Source organism: Olsenella sp. oral taxon 807 (assembly GCF_001189515.2).
In the GTDB taxonomy this organism is placed as follows: domain Bacteria; phylum Actinomycetota; class Coriobacteriia; order Coriobacteriales; family Atopobiaceae; genus Olsenella_F.
The window spans coordinates 2,924,350-2,948,989 of sequence record NZ_CP012069.2 but is presented as its reverse complement, the minus strand read 5'-3'; the positions used below and the strand labels follow the sequence as shown (position 1 = coordinate 2,948,989).

The following is a 24,640-nucleotide window of genomic DNA, read 5'->3' as shown; positions in this document are numbered from 1 at the left end:
CAGCTCCACAGGCATGCCCGACGACCTGCGCGAGCTGCTCGATCGTGCCGAGCGCGACCTCGAGGACTCAGATGTCCCTATCTATGATCCCAACGCCGAGGACGAGGCGGGCCTGGATGGCGACGAGGACGAGGATGAGGTCGATGGGGATGATGATGAGGGGCTAGGGCTCGCCGAGGATGACGAGCGGGGAGGCGGCGATGAGACCGACATCCATGGCGGCACCCTCCAGATGCGTGAGTTCGGGCACGAGATGGAGCAGTCGTTTATCGAGTACTCCATGTCGGTCATCACGGCGCGTGCCCTGCCCGACGTGCGCGACGGCCTGAAGCCGGTGCACAGGCGTATCCTCTATGCCATGAACGAGGCGGGTATCTTTCCCAACAAGCCCCACAAGAAGTCGGCCTGGACGGTCGGCGAGGTCATCGGCAAGTACCATCCCCACGGAGACGCAGCGGTCTACGATGCCATGGTGCGCTTGGCCCAGTGGTTCTCGATGCGCGTGTCGCTCGTGGACGGTCATGGCAACTTTGGGAACATCGACGGCGACTCAGCCGCTGCCATGCGCTACACCGAGAGCCGCCTTGCGCGGCCGGCCATGGAGCTGCTCCGTGACCTCAACAAGGACACGGTGGACTGGATCCCCAACTACGACGAGTCGCTCCAGGAACCGCAGGTCCTCCCGTCTCGCTTCCCGAACGTCCTTGTCAACGGTTCGCAGGGTATCGCCGTTGGCATGGCCACCAACATCGCCCCCCATAACCTGGGCGAGGTCATCGATGCGACCTGCATGGCCATCGACAACCCAGATGTGACAGTGGACGAGCTCATGGGTGTGATGCCCGGTCCCGACTTCCCGACAGGTGCCGTCATCATGGGTTCTGCGGGCATCAAGCAGGCCTACGAGACCGGACGCGGCATCCTCACCGTTCGTGCGAAGGCTCACGTGGAGTCCTCAAAGGGCGGGCGTAACAAGCTCGTCTTCACCGAGTTTCCCTATGGGGTCAACAAGGGCAACCTCCAGGAGAAGATAGCCCAGCTCGTGAACGACAAGCGTATCGAGGGCATCTCCGACATGCGCGATGAGTCCAACCGTAAGGGCCTGCGCCTGGTTATGGACCTCAAGCAGGGGGTCGTTCCCGAGGTCGTCCTCAACAACCTCTACAAGCACTCGATGCTGCAGACGTCGTTTGGCATCGTCGACCTCGCGCTCGTGAACGGCGTGCCCAGGTTGCTGACCCTGCCCGAGATACTGCGTCACTACATCGACCACCAGGTGGACGTCGTGACCCGCAGGACGCAGTTTGACCTCGCCAAGGCGAGGGCGCGCGCCCACATCCTTGAGGGCCTGCTTGTGGCCCTCGACCACATCGACGAGGTCATCTCCATCATCCGTTCGTCTCGCACGGACAGCGAGGCCTCCGAGCGCCTGATGGCGCGCTTCTCCTTTACCAAGGAGCAGACGACGGCCATTCTCGAGATGCGCCTGCGTCGCTTGACGGGTCTCGAGCGAGACAAGATACAGGAGGAGCTCGACGGCCTGAGGCGGGCCATCGCCTACTACGAGGAGCTACTGGCGGATAAGCAGAAGATCCTGGGCGTCATCAAGACCGAGATGCTCGAGATCAAGGAGAAGTTTGCCGACAAGCGCCGCACCACCATCTCTGACGCGCCCGTCGTCCTCGACGTGGACGACCTTATTGCCGAGGAGGACATGGTCATCACGGTGACTCACGCGGGTTACGTGAAGCGCCTGCCCGTCTCGACTTATCGCTCACAGAAGCGCGGTGGCAAGGGCGTCCAGGGTCTCTCGCTCAAGGACAACGACTTCGTCGAGGATCTCTTTGTGGCATCTACCCATGACTACGTGCTCTTCTTTACCAACAAGGGAAAGGTCTACCGTGTTAAGGTACATGAGCTTCCCATCGGTAGCCGCCATGCTCGCGGATCGGCCATGGTGAACGTCATCCCGCTCGAGGAGGGCGAGCACTCCACTGCCGTCATCACGACGCGCGACTTCCCCGCAGACGAGCACCTGTTCTTTGCCACGACGAGCGGTATGGTCAAGAAGACGGCCATGAGCGACTACGACAGGAGTCGTCGTGACGGCATCATCGCCATTAACCTCAAGAAGGGCGATGAGCTGGTTAACGTGCGCCGTGTCAAGCAGGGCGAGAAGGTCATCCTGTGCTCGACGGCGGGCAAGGCCATACTCTTCGACGAGTTGGAGATTCGCCCGACCGGGCGTGCGACCTCAGGTGTGCGTGGCATCACCCTCAAGGACGGGGCGCGGATGCTGGGCATGGAGATATCGAACGGTAAGGGAGACCTGCTCGTCGTGACCGAGAGGGGCTACGGCAAGCGTACGCCTGTCGCCGAGTATCCTGAGCAGCGACGTGGTGGCCAGGGTGTCTCGACTATCTCGATGACTGCGAGGAAGGGTGACCTCGTGGCGTGTCGCGTGGTCGGCCCACAGCATGAGCTCATGATGGTCTCTGAGGAGGGCGTCGTCATCCGGATGAAGACGACGGACATCTCACGCCTCGGGCGTGCGACCCAAGGGGTCAGGATCATGAACATGGGCGAGCACGACCGTGTGAGCGCGGTGGCTCGCATGGTAGCCCGCAAGAAGAAGGCACCCAAGGCATCGGGGCAGGCCGAGGGTCAGAGTTCCCTTGACCTTGGTCTTGACGCTGCGGGTGCCCAGGACGCCGACGAGGAGGCTGTGGACATAGGTGGCGAGGAAGAGCTGGACGACTCGATGATCGAGGACGAGGGAGAGTAGGCTTCGGGCGCCCCGCTTCAAGGTCCGAGTCTTGGAGCGGGAGTACCCCCCGTACGTCCCCTCAGATTCTGGGGTACCTAAGAATTGACGCCAACTGGGCAAATATCCTCCCCTACGTGCCCGGCAGATTCTTGGGCACGCACGGGAGGATGCAAGGTTGAGTATGTCTACGTGAAGTCCTCGGGAGAAAGCTTCTCCACAAAATCGTGGAAATCCTCCATCTCATGCTCCTTCTCTTGACGCTCGACAGCCTCGAAGTCAGGCATGGTAGCCATCTTGAGTACCTGCTCGTCGGCAAAGATAGGTACGCCCTGCCTGACTGCAAGGGCTATGGCATCGGAGGGGCGCGCGTCTATCTCGATGTGGCGACCGGACTCACAGCTGATGTTGAGGCGAGCGTAGAAGGTAGTCCCGCGCACATCGACTATCTCGACGGAATTGAGAGATCCGCCCATCTCGTGAATGCAGCTGAGTAGCAGGTCATGAGTCATGGGACGTTTGATTGGTGCACCCTCTATACCGGTCGAGATGATCGTCGCTTCGACGACGCCAATTCGAATGGGAAGCTTTATACTCTCCTCATCTTTGTGTGCAGTCCGTGGTCTCAGCACGATGAGTGAAGACACCGGACCTGCACCGACCATGATGGCTTGAATGTCCATGCGTACCATAAGCCCATCACCCATGTCCCTGGGGTTTTAAGAGACCCCATCCATACTTGTTTAAGCCACTTTCGTTGGTACATGGTACACGTATGGCGGCACAATGCAAGGAGTGGTCTTGTAGAGCGAAGAAAGTTGAGAATTTCCTGACTAAACAGTTGACCTTTCGACTCAACGCGTGTAATATACTTCTCTGCGTTGGGCCCGTAGCTCAGTTGGTCAGAGCGTCCGGCTGATAACCGGGAGGTCACAAGTTCGAACCTTGTCGGGCCCACCAGACTTTGATAATAAACACCCCAGCGTGAGCCGAGTCGCCGCTGGGGTGTTTATTGCCCATGGGGCAAGTCATGTCTGTCTTTCACGCGGGGACGTAGCTCAGCTGGGAGAGCGCGGGCTTTGCAAGCCTGAGGTCGTGGGTTCGAACCCCATCGTCTCCACCATAGAGCGTCCAGCCCGAGGGCTTCCTGCCCCGGGCTTTTTGTTTGCACAACCTACAGCGGTGTTAGAGCTCACCTCCTTCAGCTCCTTCTCTAGCCATCTCCTGGGGCGGGTGTCTGGCGGTGCGCATCGACGCAGTGCCAGCTATCGCTGAATCGTCTTGGTGGGTAGGCCTTCGTAACGTGTACGGTTTTGTCGCCTCAAAGAGAGACCAACTGGACTTTTGTCGAGTGACATGACGAACACGTACACCTTACCCTGAGTCCCGGTATCTCATTAGCCCACAACTGGCAGCCTGATGGTGTCCCGACCTGGTTCGGGGTGTCACGGCCTAGTTCGGGGCGCGCCATCAGCGACCCTCTGCCCAGACTGCGCTTTTCCGTGCAGTCGGGCCCCAGGCCGAGGCCTGCGGACCCGGCACAACCCCCCCCGCAGCCTGGCGGGGGGTTGCCCGAGCGCATTTGCCCAGTTGAGCCATTTTCCATAGTGCCCCGCAGACTGGCGGGGGGTTTGGTCCCGCGCCTCCCGGGCGGTGATGTGACGGAAAGGCGCATTCTGCGTGACGCGGGAGCCGCAGACTGCGCTTTTCCGTGCGGCCAGGCCTCAGGCCGAGGCCTGCGGACCCTGGCACAAACCCCCCGCCAGCCTGGCGGGGGGTTGCCCGAGCGCGTTTGCCCAGTTGGGCCATTTTCCATAGTGCCCCGCAGGCTGGCGGGGGGTTTGGTCCCGCGCCGTCACGAGGACTGCTGAGGCCAGAAACAGGGTTGCCGCAACCGACAAGCCGTCATATATCAGAAAAGTTACAGTAAAGTGACTCGTCTATAATCGTACACGAGCCTGTGGCCGCACGTTCGGTCATTATCGTCCCCACCCACTAAGGTCTTTGCGTTGGGGCAGCGGCTCTGGCTTCTTTCACGGGTAGTCGGATGCTTGGCTCGGATGCGGGGAGGATGAGGGGAGCGAACTTGGGTCAAAGAAGCGATGGGATGTCTGAGGAGCTTGATGCCTTGGGCAGTACGCTGATGGGAGAGGCGCTTGACGCCCTTGCCGCAGGAGAGTCGTTTGGTGTTCTGCTTGCCGTGCAGGATGCAGCAGGCGTGGTCAGCTCGTTTGAGTTTACAGATGATGGTGTTGAGGCTTGTCTCAAGGGAGCGTACGACAAGGTTCGGATGTTGGGAAAAGATGGCGGTACCGCCCATAAGAACGGTGGCCTTGCCGCGCCTGTTCGCTACGCTATCGTCTACGAGGGTGCCATTGCAGACGATAACGATAACTACCAGGATGCTCTTATGCTCGAGTTTGGTGAGAGGGGCTACCGCTCCTACTCCGCTTACTCGCTGTTTTCGGGTAGGGGACGAGGCAATGGTTTTGTGTGGGCCGATCCTGCTCCTGCGGGGGAGGTCGAGCCCCTTCTGTAGAACAAGCGGACGCCCGTGCCTTGGCGTGGAGTAATGCCACATTCTTGCCCGGCAGCGTCGCAGCTGTTCTTGCGTGCTATAACAGTCATGCACTCGGATAGAACACAGAGACAGTCGCAGAGACACAAGAGGTATCCATGCTCCAAAAGGACATCCGCAATATCGCCATCATCGCCCACGTCGATCACGGGAAGACCACGCTTGTGGACAAGCTGTTGCGTGCGACCGACGCGTTTCGCGACAACCAGCAAGTCGAGGAGCGCGTGCTCGACTCCAATGATCAGGAGCGCGAGCGTGGCATAACCATCCTCGCAAAGAATATCTCGATCGAATACCGTGGTATCAAGATAAACGTCATCGATACGCCGGGACATGCGGATTTTGGCGGTGAGGTTGAGCGTGTGCTCAAGATGGCCGATGGCGCTCTGCTGTTGGTTGACGCGGCGGAGGGGCCCATGCCCCAGACCCGCTTCGTCCTGCGCCACGCCATCGACGTGGGTCTGCGGGTCATGATCGTGATAAACAAGGTGGACAAACCCACAGCCGATCCGGAGCATGCCCTCAACGCCTCGCTCGACCTCATGATGGATCTTGGGGCCACCGACGATCAGCTAGAGTTTGCGATGGAGCACGTCATCTATGCCTCGGCCACCAACGGCTTCGCACGTCTTGACCCCGATGGTGACAACACGGACATGTACCCGCTGCTTGACATGATAGTGGACGCCATGCCCGCCCCTGATGCGAACGTGGACGGTCCCCTTGCTATGCAGTGCGTGACCATCGACCATTCCGATTATGTGGGGCGCATCGGCATAGGGCGCGTGTACTCCGGCACCATCCATGCAAAGGACGAGATCCTGGTCGTAAAGAATGACGGAAGTCGTGCGATGGCCCAGGTAAAGCAGCTCTTTACCTTTGACTACCTGGGACGTGCGGAATGCCAGGAGATAGGTGCGGGCGACATTGGTGCTGTGGTGGGCATTGATGGCACCGATATCGGTGACGTCTACACCGACCCCACCAATCCGGTGGAGCTTGACCCCATCGAGATAGACCCGCCTACCATGTCCATTGTGTTCGAGCCATCCACCTCACCGCTCGTGGGTCGCGAGGGTGACATCGTGGGCGGTCGTCAGCTCAAGGAGCGCCTCGAACAGGAGCGCGAGAACAACGTGACCATGCGTATCGAGGAGCTCCCCGACAAGACGGGCACCGAGGTATCGGGCCGAGGCGTTCTGCACCTCTCGGTCCTCATGGAGCAGATGCGACGCGAGGGCTTCGAGTTCCAGGTTGGCCGCCCCCAAGTGCTCTTAAGGAGCGATGGTCACGGTGGTCGGCTCGAACCAATCGAACAGGCCGTGGTCGAGTGCCCTGGCGAGTATTCGGGCAAGGTCATCGAGCTCTTTGGCAATGCCGGAGGCACCATGGCCTCTATGGACACGGGTAGCGTCCAGACCCATCTAGAGTTCAGGATACCGACGCGTGGCATCATGGGCCTCAAGAACCGTATCCTCAACGTCACGCACGGTGAGGCTGTCTTCTACCATACGTTCTTGGAGTACGGCCCCTTTGCGGGCGAGATAGGTACGAGGCAGAACGGCGCGATGATCTCGATGTCAACAGAGAGGGCGGTGGCCTACGCGCTCGGGACGCTCCAGGAGCGTGGCGCACTCTTTGTGGGTCCCGGTACCGAGTGCTACGAGGGCATGCTGGTGGGGGAGCGGTCCCGCCCAGGCGACATGGTTGTCAACGTCGCCCGCACGAAGAACCTTGGTAACCAGCGCTCCTCAACGGCCGACATTGCGGTGCAGCTTACGCCACCCAAGGTCTTTACGCTCGAGGAGGCGCTCGAGTACATTATGGATGATGAGCTAGTGGAGGTCACACCTCAATCCATTCGCATGCGCAAGCGCATCCTCAATGACACGGAGCGCCGAAAGTGGCGTGTGCGCCATGGTATGGTGGGCAAGTAGAGATCCTAGGTTAAGAGCGCAAAGATCCATGACGATCGGTGTATCGGGCTCCTGATTTCTCGACGTCTCCGGGGAGGCGAGGACGTTACGGGTACACTGAGCAGAGGGGTGCACTACTGTCGGACTATATGCTTCGACGTCGTTAGGGGACTCATCATGGTAGAGCGCAGCTCACTTGGAGAGACCATTCGTAGTCTGCGCAGACAGCACGGTCTCACGCAGGAACAACTTGCCGAGGGGCTTTGCTCTCCCATTACGATTTCGCGCATTGAGAATGAGCGTCAGATGCCGTCTAAGACACTGCTTGATGCTCTTCTTGCCCGCCTCCATTCAAATACGTATCAACTGTGTAATGTGTACTATCAGAGTGAGCAGGACTATGATTTTGTGGACAAAGCAAAACAGGCTAGCGTCTTGCTCCATCGTGGTAGGTTTGATGAGTTCAGGGCCTTGCTTGAGCGTTTGGATGTTAGCTCCCAAAATAGACCGACGCTTCGTCAGATATATCTATCCCTAGATGCAGCTGCATTGCTGAGCGAAAACTGTGGACCGAATGACGCGGGGATGGCGCTTACAAAGCTTGATCAGGCGGTAAGACTTACCCAGCCCAACCTAGACTTTGGGGATTTGAAACATGTGTTGCTCTCAAGAGATGAGATGCAGAGTCTTGCCCTGCGGATACCAGCACTGTTTTATGCAGGGCAAGCGCTTGAGGCTATCATGTTTGGGAAGGAGTTACTTGCTGCATTGGATGCCCAAGAGGCCGATAGCATGGAGTTCCACGAGACAAGAGTGAACGTTGAGTTTAACCTCTCACAATGTCTTGAGCTGCAGGGTTACTTCGGTGAGGCTTTTGCGCTTGTACAGCGGTCCAAGAGAGAGTGCCTAGAGGAGCATCTTCATTATTATCTGCCACAGCTCATTTATTCTGAAGCACGTACAAGTTTTCGTAAGGGGGATGTGGATGGGGCAAGGAAAATGTTAGACATTATCATTCCTTATCTGGATCTTATCGGTGATGCAGAAAATGCTGCCATCATACGGGGTTGGACTCAGAGAGAACTTGGGGTTGAGCTATAGCCTTATATGTCTACTGAATGGGGAGGTTTCGGTAGTATTCGTGTCTAAGGGGTTGGTTACGCGTCCTTTCGACGATCCCTCACAGCGTACCGGTTCCTTACGGTCGCCGCCGGGCAGCTTTGGGCCAACCTATCGCGATGCGTCGGTTTGTCTCGGAGAGGGCGGGTCGGAGCGAATCTTTTCGCGTCTGGTGATGCCCCGACAGGCGGCGTCGGTGTGGCAGATGCCGTCGTCATCTTACATGGGCCGTGCGTCTTGCAGACGTCGGACACGCCCGGTCAATGGCTCGTGTGGGCGTGCCACTGCCGGATCCCGCGTTCGTGGGGCTGCCGCGCAAGGCGGGGATGTAAGCGGGAGGGGTCATCCGCTCCTCGAAGGCTGTCCGTCGCAGGAGGGGTTGCCCGCCATCTCGCGTAGCCTGTCGCCTATGGCCTTGATCCCGAACTGCTCGAGTAGGTCGAAATCCTCCTCGCCCGGCCGTCTCGCCACTTCCCCTGCGGTAGGTGTCGGCGCCGCGTGCGCGCTCGGGCCGAGCGCGCATGCTGCTGGCGAAGGCCGGTGGCGAGCCTGCGGCATCCATAGCCGTGAGGCTCGGCCACCACCTTGACTGGTTCCTGTGGGACGAGCAGACGAGGGGGTCGGACGTCGACAGGGCGGACACCCTGTCGGGCCAGGCTGTGACTGGGGGCTATGACCACACACAGTTCGCCCTCGCAAGGGAGCCGTAGCCGTCTTGGTCCTACTGGAAGAGAAGCTGGCCATGTCAACGGTGGTCTAATAGGGAATTATGTGAAGAAGAATCGCCATAGCGTTTCATGCTAAATGGAAATCTAGCACGAAACGCTATGGCGAAATTTTCCTCTCTTTGTAATGATTACCACAACATTGCAAAGGAGGTGATTTCCATGTCTGATATTAAGAGAGAAGAGTGGGATCCTATTCCAATTGAGCTTGATGACATGACTGGGGTAGATGAAATGTTCTCAATTTGTGGCGTTAACTGCGGTGGGTAAGGACTCGCTGTAGCATTGATCAAATACGAACAGTCAACCAGTGTGCGGATACTAGCGTTTCCTTGAACTGCGGTAATGCGCGTCCGTGAGCATCAGATGGCGAAGTACTCTTGCAGTCTTGGGTCACCTCTCTTCGGCCTGCTTGACCCGGAACAAGTAGGCATACCAGTTCATGAGCCGCACGAGCTGCGCCCGGGTCGCGAAGTCCCTCTTGGCTCCTCGATGACCGTGCCGGTCAGCGCCGCGTGGGTTCTCCCGCATGCGGTGCACGCCCAGCGCCACTGACCTGACGGGGTGGAGGAGTCGCGATTGTTGTGCTCGTGGCGGCACCAGGGGCACCATGGATCAGACCTCCGGGCTTTGGCAGCCTCATCGAACGTTCCCGAGGCCGACCTCCCCTTGGCACCTCCTTGCGGCGACGGCGGAAGAAGGTCCTGCGAACTGTGCGTCTAAGAACTCATCCACCATGCTGACGCAGAGGTTCTCGCGGCGTGGCATGAGTTACCATCCCGTCCGCCAGCGGGCCCGTCCGTCTTTGCGTTTGGCGACATTCTGGGCGGATGGACCCGCTGGCGATTTCGTGTTTGGCAATACAATCGTAGCGCCGAGAGATGACAGGCTCCGAAGCCACATCGCTCTATCCGCATACTGGCTGACTATTCAATGGTAGATTATCGATGATAGGCGGTTGAGGTGGGTGCATCCGTGGACGTTGAGGTGTCGAAGCTGCATGAGGAACTCTTCTCCTGCTTTTATCGCAACAACAAGCGCTATCTTTTTTACACGATCGTGAGCAGGATGTTCACTAGCTGTATAGGCCTGTGGTATGCCTATATATTTATGGAGATTATAAATGCTGCCTCAAGTAGGAATGCATCCATGCTCTGGTTCGAAGCCATGCAGGTCAGCGGTCTTGTGGTAGTAACGATAATTTTTCAGTTATGTGATCGCTACACGATTCCCCGGTTCATGCGTAGCGCGACGTACGAGTATCGCAAGAGAGCATTTGATGTGCTCCTGAACAAGGGAATACAGTCGGTACCCCAAGAAAAGGCAAGCCAATGCGTTTCAGCCTTCACCAATGATCTTACCTCCATTGAGACGAGCTATCTGGAAAAGATCTTTGATCTTGTCACCTACGTGCTCCTTTTCGGCGGAGCCCTCGCAATGCTCGTGGTGCAGGATGTCAGACTTGCCGTCGTTGCTGTCTTACTCTCGATAGCGCCCGTGTGCGTCAGCCTTCTGACGGGTGACAGGCTTGCATCGAGACAGGTGATGGTTTCAAATGAGTCCGACAGCTTCGTCGCGAGCATAAAGGATCTCGTTGCGGGGTTTTCGTTCATAAAGAGCTTCATGGCAGAGCCTGCCGCAAGGCGGATCTTTGATGAGAGTAATAGACGCCTTGAGGATGCAAAGTGTGCTCAGCGCTCCACGCGGGAAAGCATTGCGATCTTAAGCCAGCTGGCGTACTTCGTGACACAGCTCGGAACAGCACTCTTTGCTGCATGGCTCTGTGTGGAGGATGGGAGTGTCACGCCAGGCACGGTGCTGCTTGTCGGTCAGCTCATGAATTACTTCTCGAATCCGATCTTGCAGATTCCCCAAGTCATAGGTGCCCGGAAGTCCGCACACCAGCTTGTAGGCAAGCTATGCGAGCTTCTCGCTACTCAAGATGTTTCGGATGGAACGAGGGAGCTTCCCACCCCCCTTACTAAAGGCATCTCGCTTTCAGGCGTGTCTTTCTCATACGACTGCAACCGGAACATGCTGGACAATATAAGCTTCGACTTTCACACTGGCGGGTGTTATGCCATTGTTGGTGGAACGGGATCGGGGAAGTCGACGTTACTCTCCCTCTTGATGGGAGAGCACGCAGGTTATACGGGAGAGATATCCTATGATCGTATTTGCGTGAGAGATATACGGCGCACTTCCCTATATCGACGAGTCTCCATCGTACGGCAGGAGAACTACCTGTTCAATGCGAGTCTACGCGATAACATTACAATGTTCAAGGAAGCAGACGAAGCATCGCTTGACCGAGCGGTCGCAGATGCGGGACTTGTTGATTTTGTAAGGGACCATGGCATGGGGTGGGCGTGCGGCGAGAGAGGATCGAACCTCTCTGGCGGTGAGCGTCAGAGAGTCTGTATCGCACGTTCCCTCCTAAATGGTGCGGAGGTGCTTTTGTTGGATGAGATTACTTCCGCTCTTGATCGTGACACGGCAACCCAGGTGATGCGATCAGTGTTCGCGCTTGACGGTACAACTCGCATAGTGGTGACGCATAGCCTGGAGAAGTCTCAGCTTAAACAGTTTGATGCGATCATTGTTCTCAGGGGGGGCTCCATTTGCGAGTGTGGTCGTTTTGATGAACTCATGCAGAAGAATGGCTATTTTAAGGCGCTGTATACCGTTGGATAATGAGAGTGGTTGCGGCGACGCGACCGATGTGGATGGCGAATATTCGGGCGTCGGCGCGCATGCCGTCGCGGCTCACGGGTGGCCGCCGATCCCGAGGCATGCGCGATAGATGGCCATAAGGACCCTCCCGCCGGTCGTGGCGTCTCAGTGCCGTCCTGCCGCGACGGGGCCGTTCTGGCTCGCGGGAGGTTCCCTTGGGTCCCGACTCAGAGATAAGTTCTACTCCCTCAGTTCAGGTCATATCGTCTACGCGAGCATGCGCTCGACCTCCTTGAGATCTATCTCCAGCAAGGCCGCAGCCGCGCGGGCGTCCACGAGGCCGGCACGCACGAGCCGGACGAGCGTCTCGAGCTTGCCCTCGGCCTTGCCCTCAGCGATGCACTCCGCGCGGATCTCCTCAATGACGCTTCCCATGTCCTTTCGCCCCTCCTCCGTCTCCCTGAGCCTGCGCTTCACCCTAGACGTCTCCGGGAAGCGCTCCTCGTCGTACGCCTCGGCCTCCGTGAGCACCCTCATGAGGGCGGAGACCTCGCTGCCGTCCCTCGCCAGGGCGTTCACGTAGAGCTCCGAGAGGCCGTTGTCGAGCGCACGCCCGCCCTCCCTGACGACCCTGTCCACATGATACAGCGGGCAGCCCTCCCCGAGGGGGTCGAACTCGCAGACGAGCGCCACGCAGACGTCTGGGACGTCGGCGAAGCGCGCCCCCGGGGGCGTCCTGTCGGTCGTCACGAGCGAGGCGTAGTAGCGCACCCTCCTCTGGAGGTCGTCATCGTCGGCGCGCTGCACCTCGACGTTCACGAACCTGCCGTCGGAGAGCTCGCAGAGGGCGTCGAGGACCGCCGAGCGCCCCTGCGGGTTCGTGACGGCGGACTGCGGCTTGCACTCCACCACCTCGAGCCCCGGGTCCTGGAGCAGCACCCCCAGGAGCTCCCCGCAGAAGGCCTTGTCCCTCGCCATCACCCGAAACATCAGGTCGTCTATGGGCCTCAGCGCGCCCATGTCACGTACCGCCCGTGCCATCCGACCACCGTCCCCCGCTCGCCGCCGTTTCTTGACACTTACCATAGCACAGGACTGGAACAGGCGTTCTTGTTAATGCAAGAATATGGAGATCTTGTGAACTCTCGTGGATCCCGGGCACCTGGGCCTAAGGCCCACGCTGCGGCGATGGCGTGACCGCCTATCCACCCGAACCCACGAAGCCTCATTTATGGACTGCGCAGGGTTGGCGTCGTGTATCGAAAGGCTGTCTGTTGCGATAGCGTTGGATCAATCCCATGTATACACTCATAAGGTTGTAGGTCGAGGAATTAGAACTGTAGGTCGAGGACCTGTGGAGATACTCTATCTATCACACCAGCCAAGAACTTGCGCTATACTCTCATATGCGTTTTCTGGAGAGTTGTCCGAGTGGTTGAAGGAGCACGATTGGAAATCGTGTATACGCCGAAAGCGTATCCTGGGTTCAAATCCCAGACTCTCCGCCAGAATCTTTGACGGCGTCCGTGAGGACGCCGTTTCACCCTGCGGAGGGGTGGCAGAGTGGTTGAATGCGGCGGTCTCGAAAACCGTTTATCCGCTTATGCGGGTACGAGGGTTCGAATCCCTCCCCCTCCGCCAGAATGCACGAACATATCTGCGTACATCTGTATCTCTTGGCTGCGTGGCTTTCGGCTTGTCCTGCGGTAGTCCGTGATGCGAGGTACCCCTTGCTATGAGTCTGGATCGAGTAAATTCAGGATACGTTCGGTGGATGCCGAGCGAGTCGTTTACGAGTGCCGTGGGTTGGCGCAATGTGCGATGTGGTGGGTGGTAACGTTGGGTACCAGAGGTACGGGCGTACCGCACTCGTTGCAACGTTGAAAGGAGCTGGCTGGTCATGCAGGAAACGAGGTACTTCTCCCATGCTTGGGCCCTGCTTACCAAGGACAAGGGCTGGCCTAAGGTCATTGTGATGCTGGCCCTTTGGATGCTCATTCCCATCGTGGGCTGGCTATGGGTTCTAGGGTATGAGGCTGAGTGGGCGCGCCTCATTGCTTGGGGGGCTGAAGGCTCTCCCAAGCAGAAGAACATCAATTTGAGCCAGTGCCTTACGAGTGGGTGGCGTGTGTTTGTCGCCCAGTTTGGCTGGGGTGTTCTGTGGACGATGTTCTACTGCTTCACCTTGCTCGGAACCGGGACCTTACATTTCTACAGCTTTTACCCCTATATCAGTGTGGATAATGGTTCTTTTATGTCGTTTCTTGCTAACATCGTGGGGATATGCTACTGGGTCTTTCTTGTGATTGCAGGCGTTCGGACAACCATCTATCAGAGCTATACCGCTGGGTACCAGCTTAACCGCATCTTTGACATGCTTAAGCGTGACATCGGTGGCTTTGTTAAAATCGTTGGCATAAACCTGCTCTCTGTACTTATTAGCGGCGCTGTCATTGGGGTACTCAGCTTCTTTGCCGGGTTACTTGGTATCCTTGGCTTGGGACTGCTGTCCTATGGAATGGCGAGCGGGACCTCTCATTTCGTCCCTGCATTCATCACCCTGCTCGCTATCGTTCTCTATATCCTAGCGGTAGACATCATCCTGCTCGTCTTGAGACTTATCTGCTATGTGATGGTTGGACTTTGGTTGAGGCAGTTCGACGTTCTGTCCTGGGGTGCGAGCGGAGACCCACTGCCTGCGTCACCATGGCTGGGACAGGGGAGTATGCCCGTGCAGCCCGGTCAGGCTCAGGTCCCCCAGCAAGCCTTCACGATGGGCGCTCCTGTGACTCCCATAGCTCCCATAACGCCCCAAGTTGAGATGAACCAGAATGGCTCTGTGCCCGCGCCTGCGAACATGACGTCCACGTCTGCGACACCCGTTTCTCCTGCGTCTCCGTATCAGCCTGCTATGCCGTATGGCTCTCCTGTGGCGACGCCAGCTCCTATGACAGACGCCCCTGCTCCACCACCTTCCTCCAGTTTCGAGCCGGTTGGTATCACCCCCCTTTCGGGGTCATCCGTACCATCTAGCTCGGGTCAGACAGACGGGCTCGCCTCTTCCGTCGAGTCAACCTTGCCCTATGGGGGTGACCTCACGCAGCAGTCCTCGCAGGCAATGGCTGCCAAGACGCTCCAGACTCCGGAGGGGATTCAAGGAGATGGGGGTACCCAAGCGGATACCCATGTGGGCGCCCAGACTATGGGACAGGAGCCTCCCTCTGTAGAAGCGAGCGAGGAAGCGGGTGAGAACGACCCGGCGTCTGTCTAAACGTAGGCCTGTGACACGGAATCATGTTGACGCTAGCATATGTTCTTATTATGGAGATATACAGAGCCTCGTTCAACAGCGCAGCTCTCTTCTAAGGGTCTCAACTTGGTATCTGTCGCTACATAGCCAGCTGACCGCTAGCTGCACGATATAACCGTGCCAGCTCGGTCAGCTACGCTGTGCTCAGGCGATGTGGTGAAACCGTGGGAGGCTTCAAGATGGGCGTCGACATGCGAGAACAACAAAGAGCTGTGCTAAAGTGCAAACTTGATCTTTCCTGCTCCGGGTGCACCTTCACTGACCGGAGCCGCTAGTCCAGAGGAGGTGACCATATGAAGGCCTATGAACTGCTGTATTTTCTCGATCCCACAAGTACCGAGGAGATCCGTGCGGGTGTTACGAAGCGCATCAGTGCTGCCATTACCGAAGACGGTGGTGTGATCGACAACACCGAGGATTGGGGCAAGCGCAAGCTCGCATTTGAGGTTGATGAGCTCGCTGAGGGCGACTACATTCTTGTCAACTTCCACGTTGATCCCGTCCAGATCGCCGAGCTCGACAGAGTCCTGCGCATCAACGACGCTGTCAAGCGCCACATGATCGTGCGTCGTAGCGACAAGGACTAAGGCGTAAGGAAGGTGGGCGTTGGACCCAAAGGAGGAGTGGTCGCATGAGTATCAACAGGGTTAACATATCCGGCAACCTCACGCGTGATCCAGAGCTGAGGTCATTGCCGAGCGGCACGCAAGTGCTGAGCTTTGGCGTGGCAGTTAACGACCGTGTGCGCAACCAGACCACGGGAAATTGGGAAGATAGGCCCAACTACGTGGACTGCGTCGTGTTTGGCAACCGTGCTGAGCCGCTAAACCGCTTCTTGAGCAAGGGTTCCAAAGTCGCCATCGAGGGCAAGCTTCGCTGGAGTCAATGGCAGGACAAGCAGACAGGATCAAATCGCTCCAAGCTTGAGGTCGTCGTGGATCAGGTCGAGTTTCTCTCACCACGTGACCAAGATCAGCAGCAGGGCGGCTATCAGCCATCGGCGTCACAGGGGCAGGGGTATCAGCAGCCAAGTTACGCAACCCCACAGGCCCAGCCAGCCCCGCAGACGCAGCAGCAGGCCCCGCAGGCCCAGCCTGTTCAGCAGGCGACACAGGCACAGTCGGCCCCGCAGGCCCAGCCCGCCCCACAGGTCCAACAAGCCCCTCAGGCCCAGCCCGCTCCACCGGTGCAGGCAGCGCCCGAGGTCCAGAGCCCCCCTGTCCAGACCCCACCTTCGGCGGACATCTACGATACAGACATCCCATTCTAGGGTTCAAGAGGTGGCCGTGTGCCACCAGAGAAAGGCATAAGACATGGCTAAGCAAAGGCAGGTCGAACAGCGCCAGCCGCGTCGCAGGTTTTGCCAGTTCTGCAAGGAGGACGTCGACTTTATCGACTACAAAGACGTCCAGCTCCTTCGCAAGTACATGACTGATCGTGGCAAGATCAAGCCGCGTCGCGTCACAGGCGCTTGTACGCAGCATCAGCATGACATCGCGCTCGCGATCAAAAGGGCACGCGAGATGGCATTGCTTCCGTATACCGTTGCTGTGGTTTCTAGCCGTAGCGGTCGCAGTCGCGGCTAGCGCGCAGACACCATACGAGGGGTCGGCTCGTGCCGACGACACAAAGGAGTACCCATGAAAGTCATCCTTCTGGATGAGCTCAGGGGCAAGGGCGGAGAGGGCGACCTTGTGGAGGTTGCCCAAGGCTACGCGGAGAACTACCTGTTCCCCAACAAGGTCGCCCAGCCCGCTACCCCTGGCAACATCAAGCAGCTTGAGCAGCGTCGCCACAACATCGAGAAGCGCGAGGAGAAGCGCATCGCTGATGCTAACACGATGCAGGAGAAGCTCGACGGCAAGACCGTAACCGTCGATGCCAAGGTCGGGGAGAACAACCAGCTCTTTGGCTCTGTTACCACCGCCCAGATCGCCAGCGCCATCAAGAGCCAGCTTGGCGTCGAGATAGACCGCAAGCGCATCACACGCACCGCCGCTATCAAGACCGCTGGCAAGCATGACATCGAGATCAACCTCTACCGAGAGATCAATGCTCTGGTGAGCCTTTATGTGGGCGTGGTCGAGGACAAGCTCGACGAAGACGCCGTCAAGGAGGCTGCCGCCGAGGCGGTCGCCAGCGATGACGCGAGTGTCGCCGAAGAGTCCACCAAAGAGGCTGCCGCAGGTGGGGAGGGGCAAGAGTAGCCCCATCTGGGACGAGAGAACCTCGATTCTCAGGTTTTTAAACACTCTGCCTGCTGAGCGGGACCATACTCTCCCAAGGACCAGGCGATCCTTTTCATGGAGACTTCGAGGAGCTTTGTCTGCTGGAAGTCTCCTTTTCATGACTCGCTGTAAAAAACCATTGTTTACCAGTCATTATTCAAAACCGAGGACAGAGACATCAGCTTGATAGGCCCGTAACCCTCAAGTAGACGAATAGACTTGTGTGAGCCTCGATTTGTCGAAAACCATCGAAGAAAGACTTTCTAAATTTGTTGATAACGTCGAAAAGCGCTAAAGGCAAGGGTATCAGAGGGGCACTTTGAACAACGGCCTGCTCATGACCATGATTGACTTTCCACGCCAAGAGGGGTTGCAATACTGTCATCGCACAGTCTGGCGAGCGTATCGATGGAGGTCCGTAGGGCCTACGGTATGGAGGCAGTGCGGGAGGACACGTTCGGAGGCCCATGGGTATGGTCGGTAGCTCGGGTGCGTGTGTGTCTGGGTGAGGAACTAAGCAGCAAGGCGATGGGCGGTTAGCATGCCAGATGGATATGACAGCTATGGCGGGTACGACGGGTCACTACCTGCTGCGGAGAGAGGTCGCCCGACCATGCCCCAGGACGCAGCGGCGGAGCAGGCGGTGCTCTCTGCCATGCTTATATCATCAGACATACTTCAAGAATGCATAGTTCTACTAAAAGAAGCTGATTTTTATCAGTATGCACATCGTCTGATCTACAACGCGATGAGTGACATGTTCGCAAATGGCAAGGTGATCGATAGCATCTCGCTTGCTGACTACCTCAAGAGCGCGGGGCAGCTCGACAAGGTTGGTGGGACGAGCTATCTCATCGACCTCAACCAAGAGAGCACGGCGCTCGTCAGTTGGCCCCACCATGTCGAGATCCTACGTCGCAACTCGACGCTCAGGGACATCATCATGGCTTCGGCAAAGATCAGCTCGCTGGCCTTTGATGCGCCAGGCGACACCAAGGAGGTCGTGGACGAGGCCGAGAAGCTCCTTATGGGCGTCACGGAGCGTTCTGTCAGGAACAGCTACTCGATGCTTTCCGATGTGATGGGCGAGCTCTATGAGGAGCTCGAGGAGGCCTGTCAGAACCCCAACAGCGTCCTTGGTGTCGAGACGGGCTATCCGGGCATCGACTCGCGTCTTCAGGGCCTGCGGCCGGGTCAGATGATCGTCGTTGGCGCCCGACCGGGTGTGGGCAAGACCTCGTTTGCCCTGAACCTCGCCTTCAACGCGGCGGCCAAGGGTGCGTCGGTGGCCTTCTTCTCGCTCGAGATGTCAAAGATAGAGATAGCGCAGAGGTTGCTCTCGGCCCATGCAAGGATCTCTCTCTCTGACATCAGGGGCGCTCGCATCAAGGGAAACCAGTGGAGCCAGATCATCGGGGCCACGACCGACCTCTCGGCCTTGGACATCATGATCGACGATACGCCCGGCACCACGGTGACCGAGATACGAGCCAAGTCACGTCGTATGCTCAGGGGCAAGGAGAAGGGCATCGTGCTCGTGGACTACCTCCAGCTGCTCTCTCCACCCTCAGGCGCACGGCGTACGGACAGCCGTGCCACCGAGGTCTCCGAGATGTCGCGTGGCATCAAGATCATGGCCAAGGACCTGGGATGTCCCGTTGTCGCGCTCTCGCAGCTCAACCGTCAGGTCACTGACCGCAGGGGACAGCGCCCCCAGCTCTCGGACCTGCGCGAGTCAGGGTCGATCGAGCAAGACGCCGATATCGTCATCCTGCTCGACCGCTCGATGACCGAGGAGGAGGCCGAGAGGGCCGACCGGCCTGACCCCAACGTTACCGAGTTCATCATCGCGAAGAACCGATCCGGGCCGCTCGACGTCGTTCCGCTCATGTTCATCCCCAACTCCACCAAGTTCGTCGAGGTGGACACGAGGCACTCTGAGTAGGGGGCGGACGCTTGCCTCGAGCCGATCCCCCTGTCGTGTTGTTGGCGAGCGACGTCCCTGTGCGCGCTTTGGGTCCTCAGGTAGCCTATACTTAGAAACAAGCCGAGGCGGCTTATACCAGAAGGGAGTCAGCATGCCTGCATCAGTACTGGTCGGCACGCAATGGGGTGACGAGGGCAAGGGCAAGGTCACCGACCTCATATCCGGTGGTTTCGACGTGGTGTGCCGCTACGCAGGCGGGGCCAATGCAGGCCATACCGTCATCGCCAACGATCATGAGCTTGCCTTGCACCAGGTCCCCTCTGGAGTCATGTATGAGGGAACCTACCCCGTCATCGGCAACGGCTGCATCGTGGATCCCGAGCTGCTTCTCTCGGAGATCGACACCCTCAGCGAGCAGGGTATCAGCTGCGATGCGCTCAAGGTCTCGGGCAACGCCCACATCGTTATGCCCTACCACAAGGACCTCGACGGAGCGCACGAGAAAAGGCTCGGCAAGAACCTCATCGGCACCACAAAGCGTGGAGTCGGTCCCACCTATATGGACAAGATGAACCGCACCGGCCTGCGTGTGCAGGACATGCTCGACGAGAAGATCTTTCGCGAGAAGCTCGAGGCGGCCCTGGCCTACACCAATCCCATCCTCGAGAAGGTCTACGAGCTTCCCACCTACAGCGCAGCACAGATCTGCGAGACCTACCTGCCCTATGCCGAGCGCCTGTGTCCCTACATCGTCGAGAGCTCGCTCTTCCTCAACGAGCAGCTCGAGGCGGGCAAGAACATTCTTCTTGAGGGAGCCCAGGCGACGATGCTCGACATAGACCACGGCACCTATCCCTTCGTCACCTCGTCGAACTGCACTGCCGGCGGCGCTGTCACCGGTTCGGGCATCGGCCCCACCCAGATAGGGCGCGTGCTGGGCGTCGCAAAGTCCTATCTTACCCGCGTTGGATCGGGTCCCTTTCCGACCGAGCTCTTCGACGAGGTGGGTGACCTCATTGGCAGGACGGGTCACGAGGTTGGCGTGACCACGGGGCGCGCGAGGCGCTGTGGCTGGTACGACGGCGTGATCGTGAACTACGCCGCCCGCGTGAACGGTCTCACGGACCTTGCGATCACCAAGCTCGACGTCCTTGGGTGCTTGGACAAGATCAAGGTGTGCGTCGCCTATGAGGCCGATGGTAGGCGCTACACCACCGTTCCCGAGCACCAGAGCGTGTTCTACCACTCCAAGCCCGTCTATGAGACATTGCCTGGATGGCAGTGTGACATCTCGGGTGTGCGCGACTTCTATCGGCTGCCCCGCGAGGCCAAAGATTACATCGACTTCCTCGAGCAGCTCGCGGGGGTGCGCGTCTCCATCATCACGGTCGGTCCTGATCGCGAGCAGACCATTGACAGGTACTGGAACTAGAGGTGTTGACCACTACTCAGACAACGCGGGAGCGCTTTGCCATCGTCTGCGATAGCGGTTGCGACCTCTCCAAAGACTCCCTCGCTGCCGCCCGGGTGACCTGCGTGCCGCTCGTGGGCAGGGATGCGTTTCTCGACCGTCCCCGTACGGGCGACCGTACGGGGACGGACCTCTTCAAGAGGCTCTCTGGAGTGAGAGGTAAGGCTCAGCTCGAGTCGCCCCTACCTGGGGTGGGGGAGTTCAGGGAGGTCTATGAGCGTCTTGCGAAGCAGGGATACCGCTCTGTCATCTCCCTGCATGTCTCGTCGGCGATGCGCGATGTTTGCTCGTTTGCTACGAGGGCGGCAGCGCAGGTCTCGTCGGTCGACATCCACGTCATCGACAGCAACTGCGTCTCGGCACAGATGGCGCTCGTGCTGGCCCGGCTCGTGGCGGACCGTGACGCGGGCATGGACGCAGAGCGTGCGGCCCATCGCTCCGTCGAGGTTGCCCGTGCCACGCGCCTGCTCGTGATTCCAGCTCCCGGCGCACTGAGCGAGAGGCTTAAGAGTGGCGGGCGGCCTGCGCTGCATAAGAAGGTCCTTGGCACTGCCGACTCTTTGCGTACGCGTGCCTTGGGAGCACGGTGTGCCTTTAGCGTCGATAAGGATGGCAGTGTACGTGAGTTCTCACGTTCGACCGAGCTGCCACGTCTTGCGGGCGTCATCGCCAGGGCCATGAGCACCTACGCGCGTGAGGTGGGACCCCTTACCTACGTCAAAGTGCACTCAGGTGTGTCTGTACTGCTTCCCATCATAGAGAAGCACCTTGATACCAACGAGTTCGATGCCGAGTGCGCCGCTGTGCTGAGGACAAGCCCGTACACGACCATGGAGATGGGTGTCGGCGCGGCGGGCGTGGCATACGTTCCCGCGTCCCTTGTCCTGGCACAGGAGGCACGGACCCTGATGGGTCTTGATGACAGCCCGGAGGCAGACGGTGGCTGATACAGGAGCGCGCGAGCCTTCCGACGGTTCGCGGGTGGGCGAGGTCCAAGGGCGACGCGACGCTGCCGCGTCGTCGGTTCCCACAGACGTCTCGCGCCATGCGTCGAGGGGGTCTCGTTGGCTCATCGGCCACTATACGCTTGCATTCGCCGTGTTCGCCGCCATGGTCCTTATCGTCTACCTGAGGATCGATCGTTCCCTCATCAGGATTACGGATGGCGTCGAGCAGCAGTACTCCTCGTTCCTGTATGAGGGAAGGTGGCTGAGGCAGATCTTCAGGACGTTCCTCTCAGGAGGCGGCTGGGTCGTTCCCCAGTGGGAATGGAGCGTGGGCTACGGCGTTGACTCCATGACCACCATGCTGTCGTTCGAGCCGCTGACGCTTGTGTCGGCGCTGATTCCCGAGTCCCTCTCTGAGCTTGCCTATCAGGCGCTCATCTTCGTCCGCATGTACCTCGCGGGCCTCTTCTTCTGCCTCTATGCGCTGGCTCGCGACCGTGATGCCCAGGATGCCTTGTGCGGTGCCTGTGCGTATGTCTTCTCCGCCTGCCTCCTCAATGGGTTGTATTGGCCGGGGTCGTTGGTCGGAGCGCTGTTCTTGCCGCTTGTCCTCACCGGCGTCGAGCGGATGCTGGCGGGCGGGAGGCCCTACGGCCTGATCGGTGGGCTGGTCCTGCTGTTTGTCTCCTCGTACTACTTTGCCTACATGATCATGCTCGCTCTTATCCCCTATTGTGTGGTCAGGGTCGTGCAGGTCGAGAAGAATCCCTCCGCGAAGATACACCTGACGTGGTTTGTGAGACTTGCAGGATGCGTCCTGATCTCGCTTTCCATCGGGTGCTCTGTTATTGTCCCACAGATGCATGCGCTCTTTGGGTCCGCTCGCTTCACGTCGAATACGGTGATCTTCCAGCCCACCTACTCGTTTTTATATTATCTGAACTTTATTCCAGGCTTCATATCGACGTTCAGTCCGGGTAACGACTACCTCATTGGCTACGGAGCTACCTCGCTGCTTGCCTGTGTGGCGCTGTTTCTTGAGAGGGGTGAGAGACGCAGGGAGCACCGCGCCCTCAGGATCGGCTTTGTCGTCCTCACTCTCATGATGCTCGTGCCTATCTTTGGCAGGGTCATGAACGGAAACAACTACGCGTCAAACCGGTGGAGCTTTGTGTACGCGATGTTGATATCCTATATCGTGTGCGTTGTCGCCCCACGCTTACGAAGACTCGGTGGGAGGGAGAGGCGCGTCGCGCTCGTCGTCCTCTGCGTGATCCTGGTGCTCGTCCTCGTGGTCAACAGCCTTCGCAAGGAAGCCTACCTCGCATCGCTTGCTGTGGGCTTCTTCTCGCTCGCCCTTCTTGCGACGGGCGTTGTTCCACGGCGCCACATGACCCTCGCGATAGTTGCCACGCTCCTGGTCTCGTCTGCCGTTGCCGTCACCTACATCGCAGACTACAGGGAGGGGGGCTATACGATCGACGCATACTCGCTGGGTGACGTGCACAGGTCGGTGACCCTCGCCTCGCCGTCTTATGTTCTCACTAAGGTCGATGACCCTACGTTTTGGAGAGCCGATACCGACGTGGGCGCGTTGGGTCTGCGCAACGACGGCATCTTTCTTGGGACGCGTGCCTACAGCTTCTACTACAACATCTATAACAGCAGGATCGATCGCTTTCATACCGAGCTTGGTCTGACAAGGGCCGCGATAAACTTCTCCTATAAGGGCCTTGGTGGCAGGTCGTTTCTTGAGGCTGTCACTGCTGGTAGTTACTATCTTGCACCGAGCGATCACAGCTTCCCTGTGCCGTACTACTACGATGACACACCCGTGCTGGTCGATGAGATCGCGGACGACGAGATGAGCTATGAGGTCTATGCGGCCCGCGATAGGCTGCCGTTTGGCTTCACCTACTCGCACGTGATGGCGAGAGACGAGTATGAGCGGCTCTCGATGGCGCGCAGGCAGGCGACGCTTCTGCAAGCTGCTGTAGTGGATAATGACGATGTCTTGGCTACTGGTCTTGCCGAACTCACGCCACGCTTCAGCGACAGCTCTCCGACCTATCGTGCCGCCGACATCAACGATGCCTCCGATTCCTCAGGGGGCGAGGGGATGGTCGTCGGTGAGGGGTCCGACGGCACCTCCACAAGCGGTTGCTCCTACGAGGATGGTAGGATCGTAGTCAGAGAGCGGGGCGCCACGCTCAGGCTGTCCTTCGAGGGGCTCCCGAACGCAGAGACCTATCTGAGCCTAAGAAACCTTCGCTACCACCTCCCGGAAAATGAGCCAGACGCTGATCAGACCTTGTTTGAGCGGTTGTCGTCGCTGTATCAGGGCACGTCTCTCTATCAACCCAACACCTACCACAAGATAGTGGTGAGCAGTGATGGTGGAGGCGTGGCAGAGGTCGAGTGCACCCCGAGCCTGAGCCACATGTACGGTGGCAAGAGCGACTGGCTCGTCAACCTTGGCTATGGCGAGAAGCCCGTGAGGGAGATCACGCTCTACCTCCCCCGGGTGGGCAGCTACAGCCTCGACGACATGAGCGTTGTCGTCCAGCCGATGGACGAGTTCGACGGCCAGATAGACGCGCTCAAGGAGGATGTCTTGGATAACGTGGAGCTGCCGACCAACGGCGTGAGAGGGACCATCGACGCGTCGAAAAACGAGCTGCTGTTTCTCTCAATCCCGTATTCCGATGGCTGGAGCGCGACGGTCGATGGCGCAGAGGCTGACATTATCTGCGCAAACACGGCCTTCATGGGGATTGCGCTTTCCGCAGGCAGACATAGCATCGAGCTGCGCTATGCCACCCCGGGCCTTGGGTTGGGCATGACCATCGGCGCAGGTGGCCTTCTTGCGGCAGGGGTGCTTGTCGTCGTCTGCGAGCTGCGCCGCCGCGCTTGGTATCACGGCGGACGGCGTAGGGGACGAGCACGTCATCTTGACCAGAAATGACACAGAGCGAAGGGAGA

18 protein-coding genes and 4 tRNA genes are annotated in these 24,640 nt (G+C 58.7%); 19 read left to right on the top strand and 3 right to left on the bottom strand.

Features of this window, described 5'->3' with window-relative positions; all coding sequences use genetic code 11:
- Window positions 1-13 precede the first annotated feature (13 nt).
- Window positions 14-2,785 carry a DNA gyrase subunit A gene (gene gyrA / locus ADJ70_RS12780; RefSeq protein ID WP_050344598.1) on the top strand — a complete coding sequence of 924 codons (2,772 nt, stop codon included), beginning with the start codon at window positions 14-16 and terminating at the stop codon, window positions 2,783-2,785.
- 167 nt (window positions 2,786-2,952) lie between these two features.
- On the opposite strand, the gene ADJ70_RS12775 is transcribed toward gyrA, so the two are convergent.
- The gene (locus ADJ70_RS12775; RefSeq protein WP_253273197.1) at window positions 2,953-3,447 is read right to left on the bottom strand and encodes a bifunctional nuclease family protein; all 495 of its coding nucleotides are present in this window, start codon (window positions 3,445-3,447) and stop codon (window positions 2,953-2,955) included.
- A gap of 200 nt (window positions 3,448-3,647) precedes the next feature.
- Here ADJ70_RS12775 and ADJ70_RS12770 point away from each other — a divergent pair.
- The 5 genes from ADJ70_RS12770 to ADJ70_RS12750 all read left to right on the top strand — a co-directional run bounded on the left by ADJ70_RS12770 (window position 3,648) and on the right by ADJ70_RS12750 (window position 8,359).
- Window positions 3,648-3,724: transfer RNA gene (locus tag ADJ70_RS12770), tRNA-Ile, on the top strand.
- 87 nt (window positions 3,725-3,811) lie between these two features.
- Window positions 3,812-3,887 (top strand) — tRNA-Ala (locus ADJ70_RS12765).
- 984 nt (window positions 3,888-4,871) lie between these two features.
- A complete protein-coding gene (locus ADJ70_RS12760) occupies window positions 4,872-5,303 on the top strand; it encodes a hypothetical protein (protein WP_253273196.1) in 432 nt (143 codons plus the stop codon).
- 137 nt (window positions 5,304-5,440) lie between these two features.
- Complete coding sequence (gene typA / locus ADJ70_RS12755; protein WP_050342007.1) at window positions 5,441-7,279, top strand: translational GTPase TypA; 1,839 nt, start codon at window positions 5,441-5,443, stop codon at window positions 7,277-7,279.
- A gap of 156 nt (window positions 7,280-7,435) precedes the next feature.
- Window positions 7,436-8,359, top strand: coding sequence for a helix-turn-helix domain-containing protein (locus tag ADJ70_RS12750; RefSeq protein WP_157051550.1), 924 nt, complete (start codon window positions 7,436-7,438; stop codon window positions 8,357-8,359).
- A 360-nt stretch (window positions 8,360-8,719) separates the two neighbouring features.
- On the opposite strand, the gene ADJ70_RS15520 is transcribed toward ADJ70_RS12750, so the two are convergent.
- Window positions 8,720-8,848 carry a hypothetical protein gene (locus ADJ70_RS15520; protein ID WP_256381292.1) on the bottom strand — a complete coding sequence of 43 codons (129 nt, stop codon included), beginning with the start codon at window positions 8,846-8,848 and terminating at the stop codon, window positions 8,720-8,722.
- Window positions 8,849-8,898: 50 nt separating this feature from the next.
- Between ADJ70_RS15520 and ADJ70_RS12745 the strand changes: the two genes are divergently transcribed.
- Window positions 8,899-9,087, top strand: coding sequence for a hypothetical protein (locus tag ADJ70_RS12745; protein ID WP_050342003.1), 189 nt, complete (start codon window positions 8,899-8,901; stop codon window positions 9,085-9,087).
- Between the two features lie 990 nt (window positions 9,088-10,077).
- A complete protein-coding gene (locus tag ADJ70_RS12735; RefSeq protein ID WP_050342000.1) occupies window positions 10,078-11,796 on the top strand; it encodes an ABC transporter ATP-binding protein in 1,719 nt (572 codons plus the stop codon).
- 246 nt (window positions 11,797-12,042) lie between these two features.
- Here the strand turns inward: ADJ70_RS12735 and ADJ70_RS12730 are convergent, their stop codons facing one another.
- Window positions 12,043-12,816 (bottom strand): PD-(D/E)XK nuclease family transposase, encoded by a 774-nt coding sequence (locus ADJ70_RS12730; protein WP_062393155.1) that lies wholly within the window; start codon window positions 12,814-12,816, stop codon window positions 12,043-12,045.
- A 376-nt stretch (window positions 12,817-13,192) separates the two neighbouring features.
- Here ADJ70_RS12730 and ADJ70_RS12725 point away from each other — a divergent pair.
- The 11 genes from ADJ70_RS12725 (at window position 13,193) to ADJ70_RS12675 (ending at window position 24,623) form a co-directional block, all read left to right on the top strand.
- Window positions 13,193-13,283, top strand: a tRNA-Ser gene (locus ADJ70_RS12725).
- Between the two features lie 41 nt (window positions 13,284-13,324).
- A tRNA-Ser gene (locus ADJ70_RS12720) sits at window positions 13,325-13,416 on the top strand.
- A gap of 259 nt (window positions 13,417-13,675) precedes the next feature.
- On the top strand, window positions 13,676-15,046 hold the full coding sequence (locus ADJ70_RS12715) for a DUF4013 domain-containing protein (protein WP_050341996.1): 1,371 nt from the start codon (window positions 13,676-13,678) through the stop codon (window positions 15,044-15,046).
- 332 nt (window positions 15,047-15,378) lie between these two features.
- Window positions 15,379-15,672, top strand: a complete 294-nt coding sequence (gene rpsF / locus ADJ70_RS12710) for a 30S ribosomal protein S6 (RefSeq protein ID WP_050341994.1) — start codon at window positions 15,379-15,381, stop codon at window positions 15,670-15,672.
- Window positions 15,673-15,716: 44 nt separating this feature from the next.
- A complete protein-coding gene (locus tag ADJ70_RS12705; protein WP_050341992.1) occupies window positions 15,717-16,355 on the top strand; it encodes a single-stranded DNA-binding protein in 639 nt (212 codons plus the stop codon).
- 43 nt (window positions 16,356-16,398) lie between these two features.
- Window positions 16,399-16,671: a 30S ribosomal protein S18 gene (rpsR, locus tag ADJ70_RS12700; RefSeq protein WP_050341990.1), complete on the top strand. Its 273-nt coding sequence runs from the start codon at window positions 16,399-16,401 to the stop codon at window positions 16,669-16,671.
- 54 nt (window positions 16,672-16,725) lie between these two features.
- Complete coding sequence (rplI, locus tag ADJ70_RS12695; RefSeq protein ID WP_050341988.1) at window positions 16,726-17,292, top strand: 50S ribosomal protein L9; 567 nt, start codon at window positions 16,726-16,728, stop codon at window positions 17,290-17,292.
- A 562-nt stretch (window positions 17,293-17,854) separates the two neighbouring features.
- A complete protein-coding gene (gene dnaB / locus ADJ70_RS12690; RefSeq protein ID WP_050341986.1) occupies window positions 17,855-19,258 on the top strand; it encodes a replicative DNA helicase in 1,404 nt (467 codons plus the stop codon).
- A 133-nt stretch (window positions 19,259-19,391) separates the two neighbouring features.
- The gene (locus tag ADJ70_RS12685; protein WP_050341984.1) at window positions 19,392-20,672 is read left to right on the top strand and encodes an adenylosuccinate synthase; all 1,281 of its coding nucleotides are present in this window, start codon (window positions 19,392-19,394) and stop codon (window positions 20,670-20,672) included.
- 2 nt (window positions 20,673-20,674) lie between these two features.
- Complete coding sequence (locus ADJ70_RS12680; protein WP_050341981.1) at window positions 20,675-21,658, top strand: DegV family protein; 984 nt, start codon at window positions 20,675-20,677, stop codon at window positions 21,656-21,658.
- Entirely contained in the window at window positions 21,651-24,623 is a 2,973-nt protein-coding gene (locus ADJ70_RS12675) for a YfhO family protein (protein WP_050341979.1), read from the top strand. Before ADJ70_RS12680 ends, ADJ70_RS12675 begins: the two co-directional genes overlap by 8 nt.
- Window positions 24,624-24,640 lie beyond the last annotated feature (17 nt).

Bases quoted from the DNA above. Each gene is read 5' to 3' on its own strand.
- gyrA (WP_050344598.1), top strand. From the start codon at position 14: ATGCCCGACGACCTGCGCGAGCTGCTCGATCGTGCCGAGCGCGACCTC.
- ADJ70_RS12775 (WP_253273197.1), bottom strand. From the start codon at position 3,447: ATGGACATTCAAGCCATCATGGTCGGTGCAGGTCCGGTGTCTTCACTC.
- ADJ70_RS12760 (WP_253273196.1), top strand. From the start codon at position 4,872: ATGTCTGAGGAGCTTGATGCCTTGGGCAGTACGCTGATGGGAGAGGCG.
- typA (WP_050342007.1), top strand. From the start codon at position 5,441: ATGCTCCAAAAGGACATCCGCAATATCGCCATCATCGCCCACGTCGAT.
- ADJ70_RS12750 (WP_157051550.1), top strand. From the start codon at position 7,436: ATGGTAGAGCGCAGCTCACTTGGAGAGACCATTCGTAGTCTGCGCAGA.
- ADJ70_RS12745 (WP_050342003.1), top strand. From the start codon at position 8,899: ATGCTGCTGGCGAAGGCCGGTGGCGAGCCTGCGGCATCCATAGCCGTG.
- ADJ70_RS12730 (WP_062393155.1), bottom strand. From the start codon at position 12,816: ATGGCACGGGCGGTACGTGACATGGGCGCGCTGAGGCCCATAGACGAC.
- ADJ70_RS12715 (WP_050341996.1), top strand. From the start codon at position 13,676: ATGCAGGAAACGAGGTACTTCTCCCATGCTTGGGCCCTGCTTACCAAG.
- rpsF (WP_050341994.1), top strand. From the start codon at position 15,379: ATGAAGGCCTATGAACTGCTGTATTTTCTCGATCCCACAAGTACCGAG.
- ADJ70_RS12705 (WP_050341992.1), top strand. From the start codon at position 15,717: ATGAGTATCAACAGGGTTAACATATCCGGCAACCTCACGCGTGATCCA.
- rpsR (WP_050341990.1), top strand. From the start codon at position 16,399: ATGGCTAAGCAAAGGCAGGTCGAACAGCGCCAGCCGCGTCGCAGGTTT.
- rplI (WP_050341988.1), top strand. From the start codon at position 16,726: ATGAAAGTCATCCTTCTGGATGAGCTCAGGGGCAAGGGCGGAGAGGGC.
- dnaB (WP_050341986.1), top strand. From the start codon at position 17,855: ATGCCAGATGGATATGACAGCTATGGCGGGTACGACGGGTCACTACCT.
- ADJ70_RS12685 (WP_050341984.1), top strand. From the start codon at position 19,392: ATGCCTGCATCAGTACTGGTCGGCACGCAATGGGGTGACGAGGGCAAG.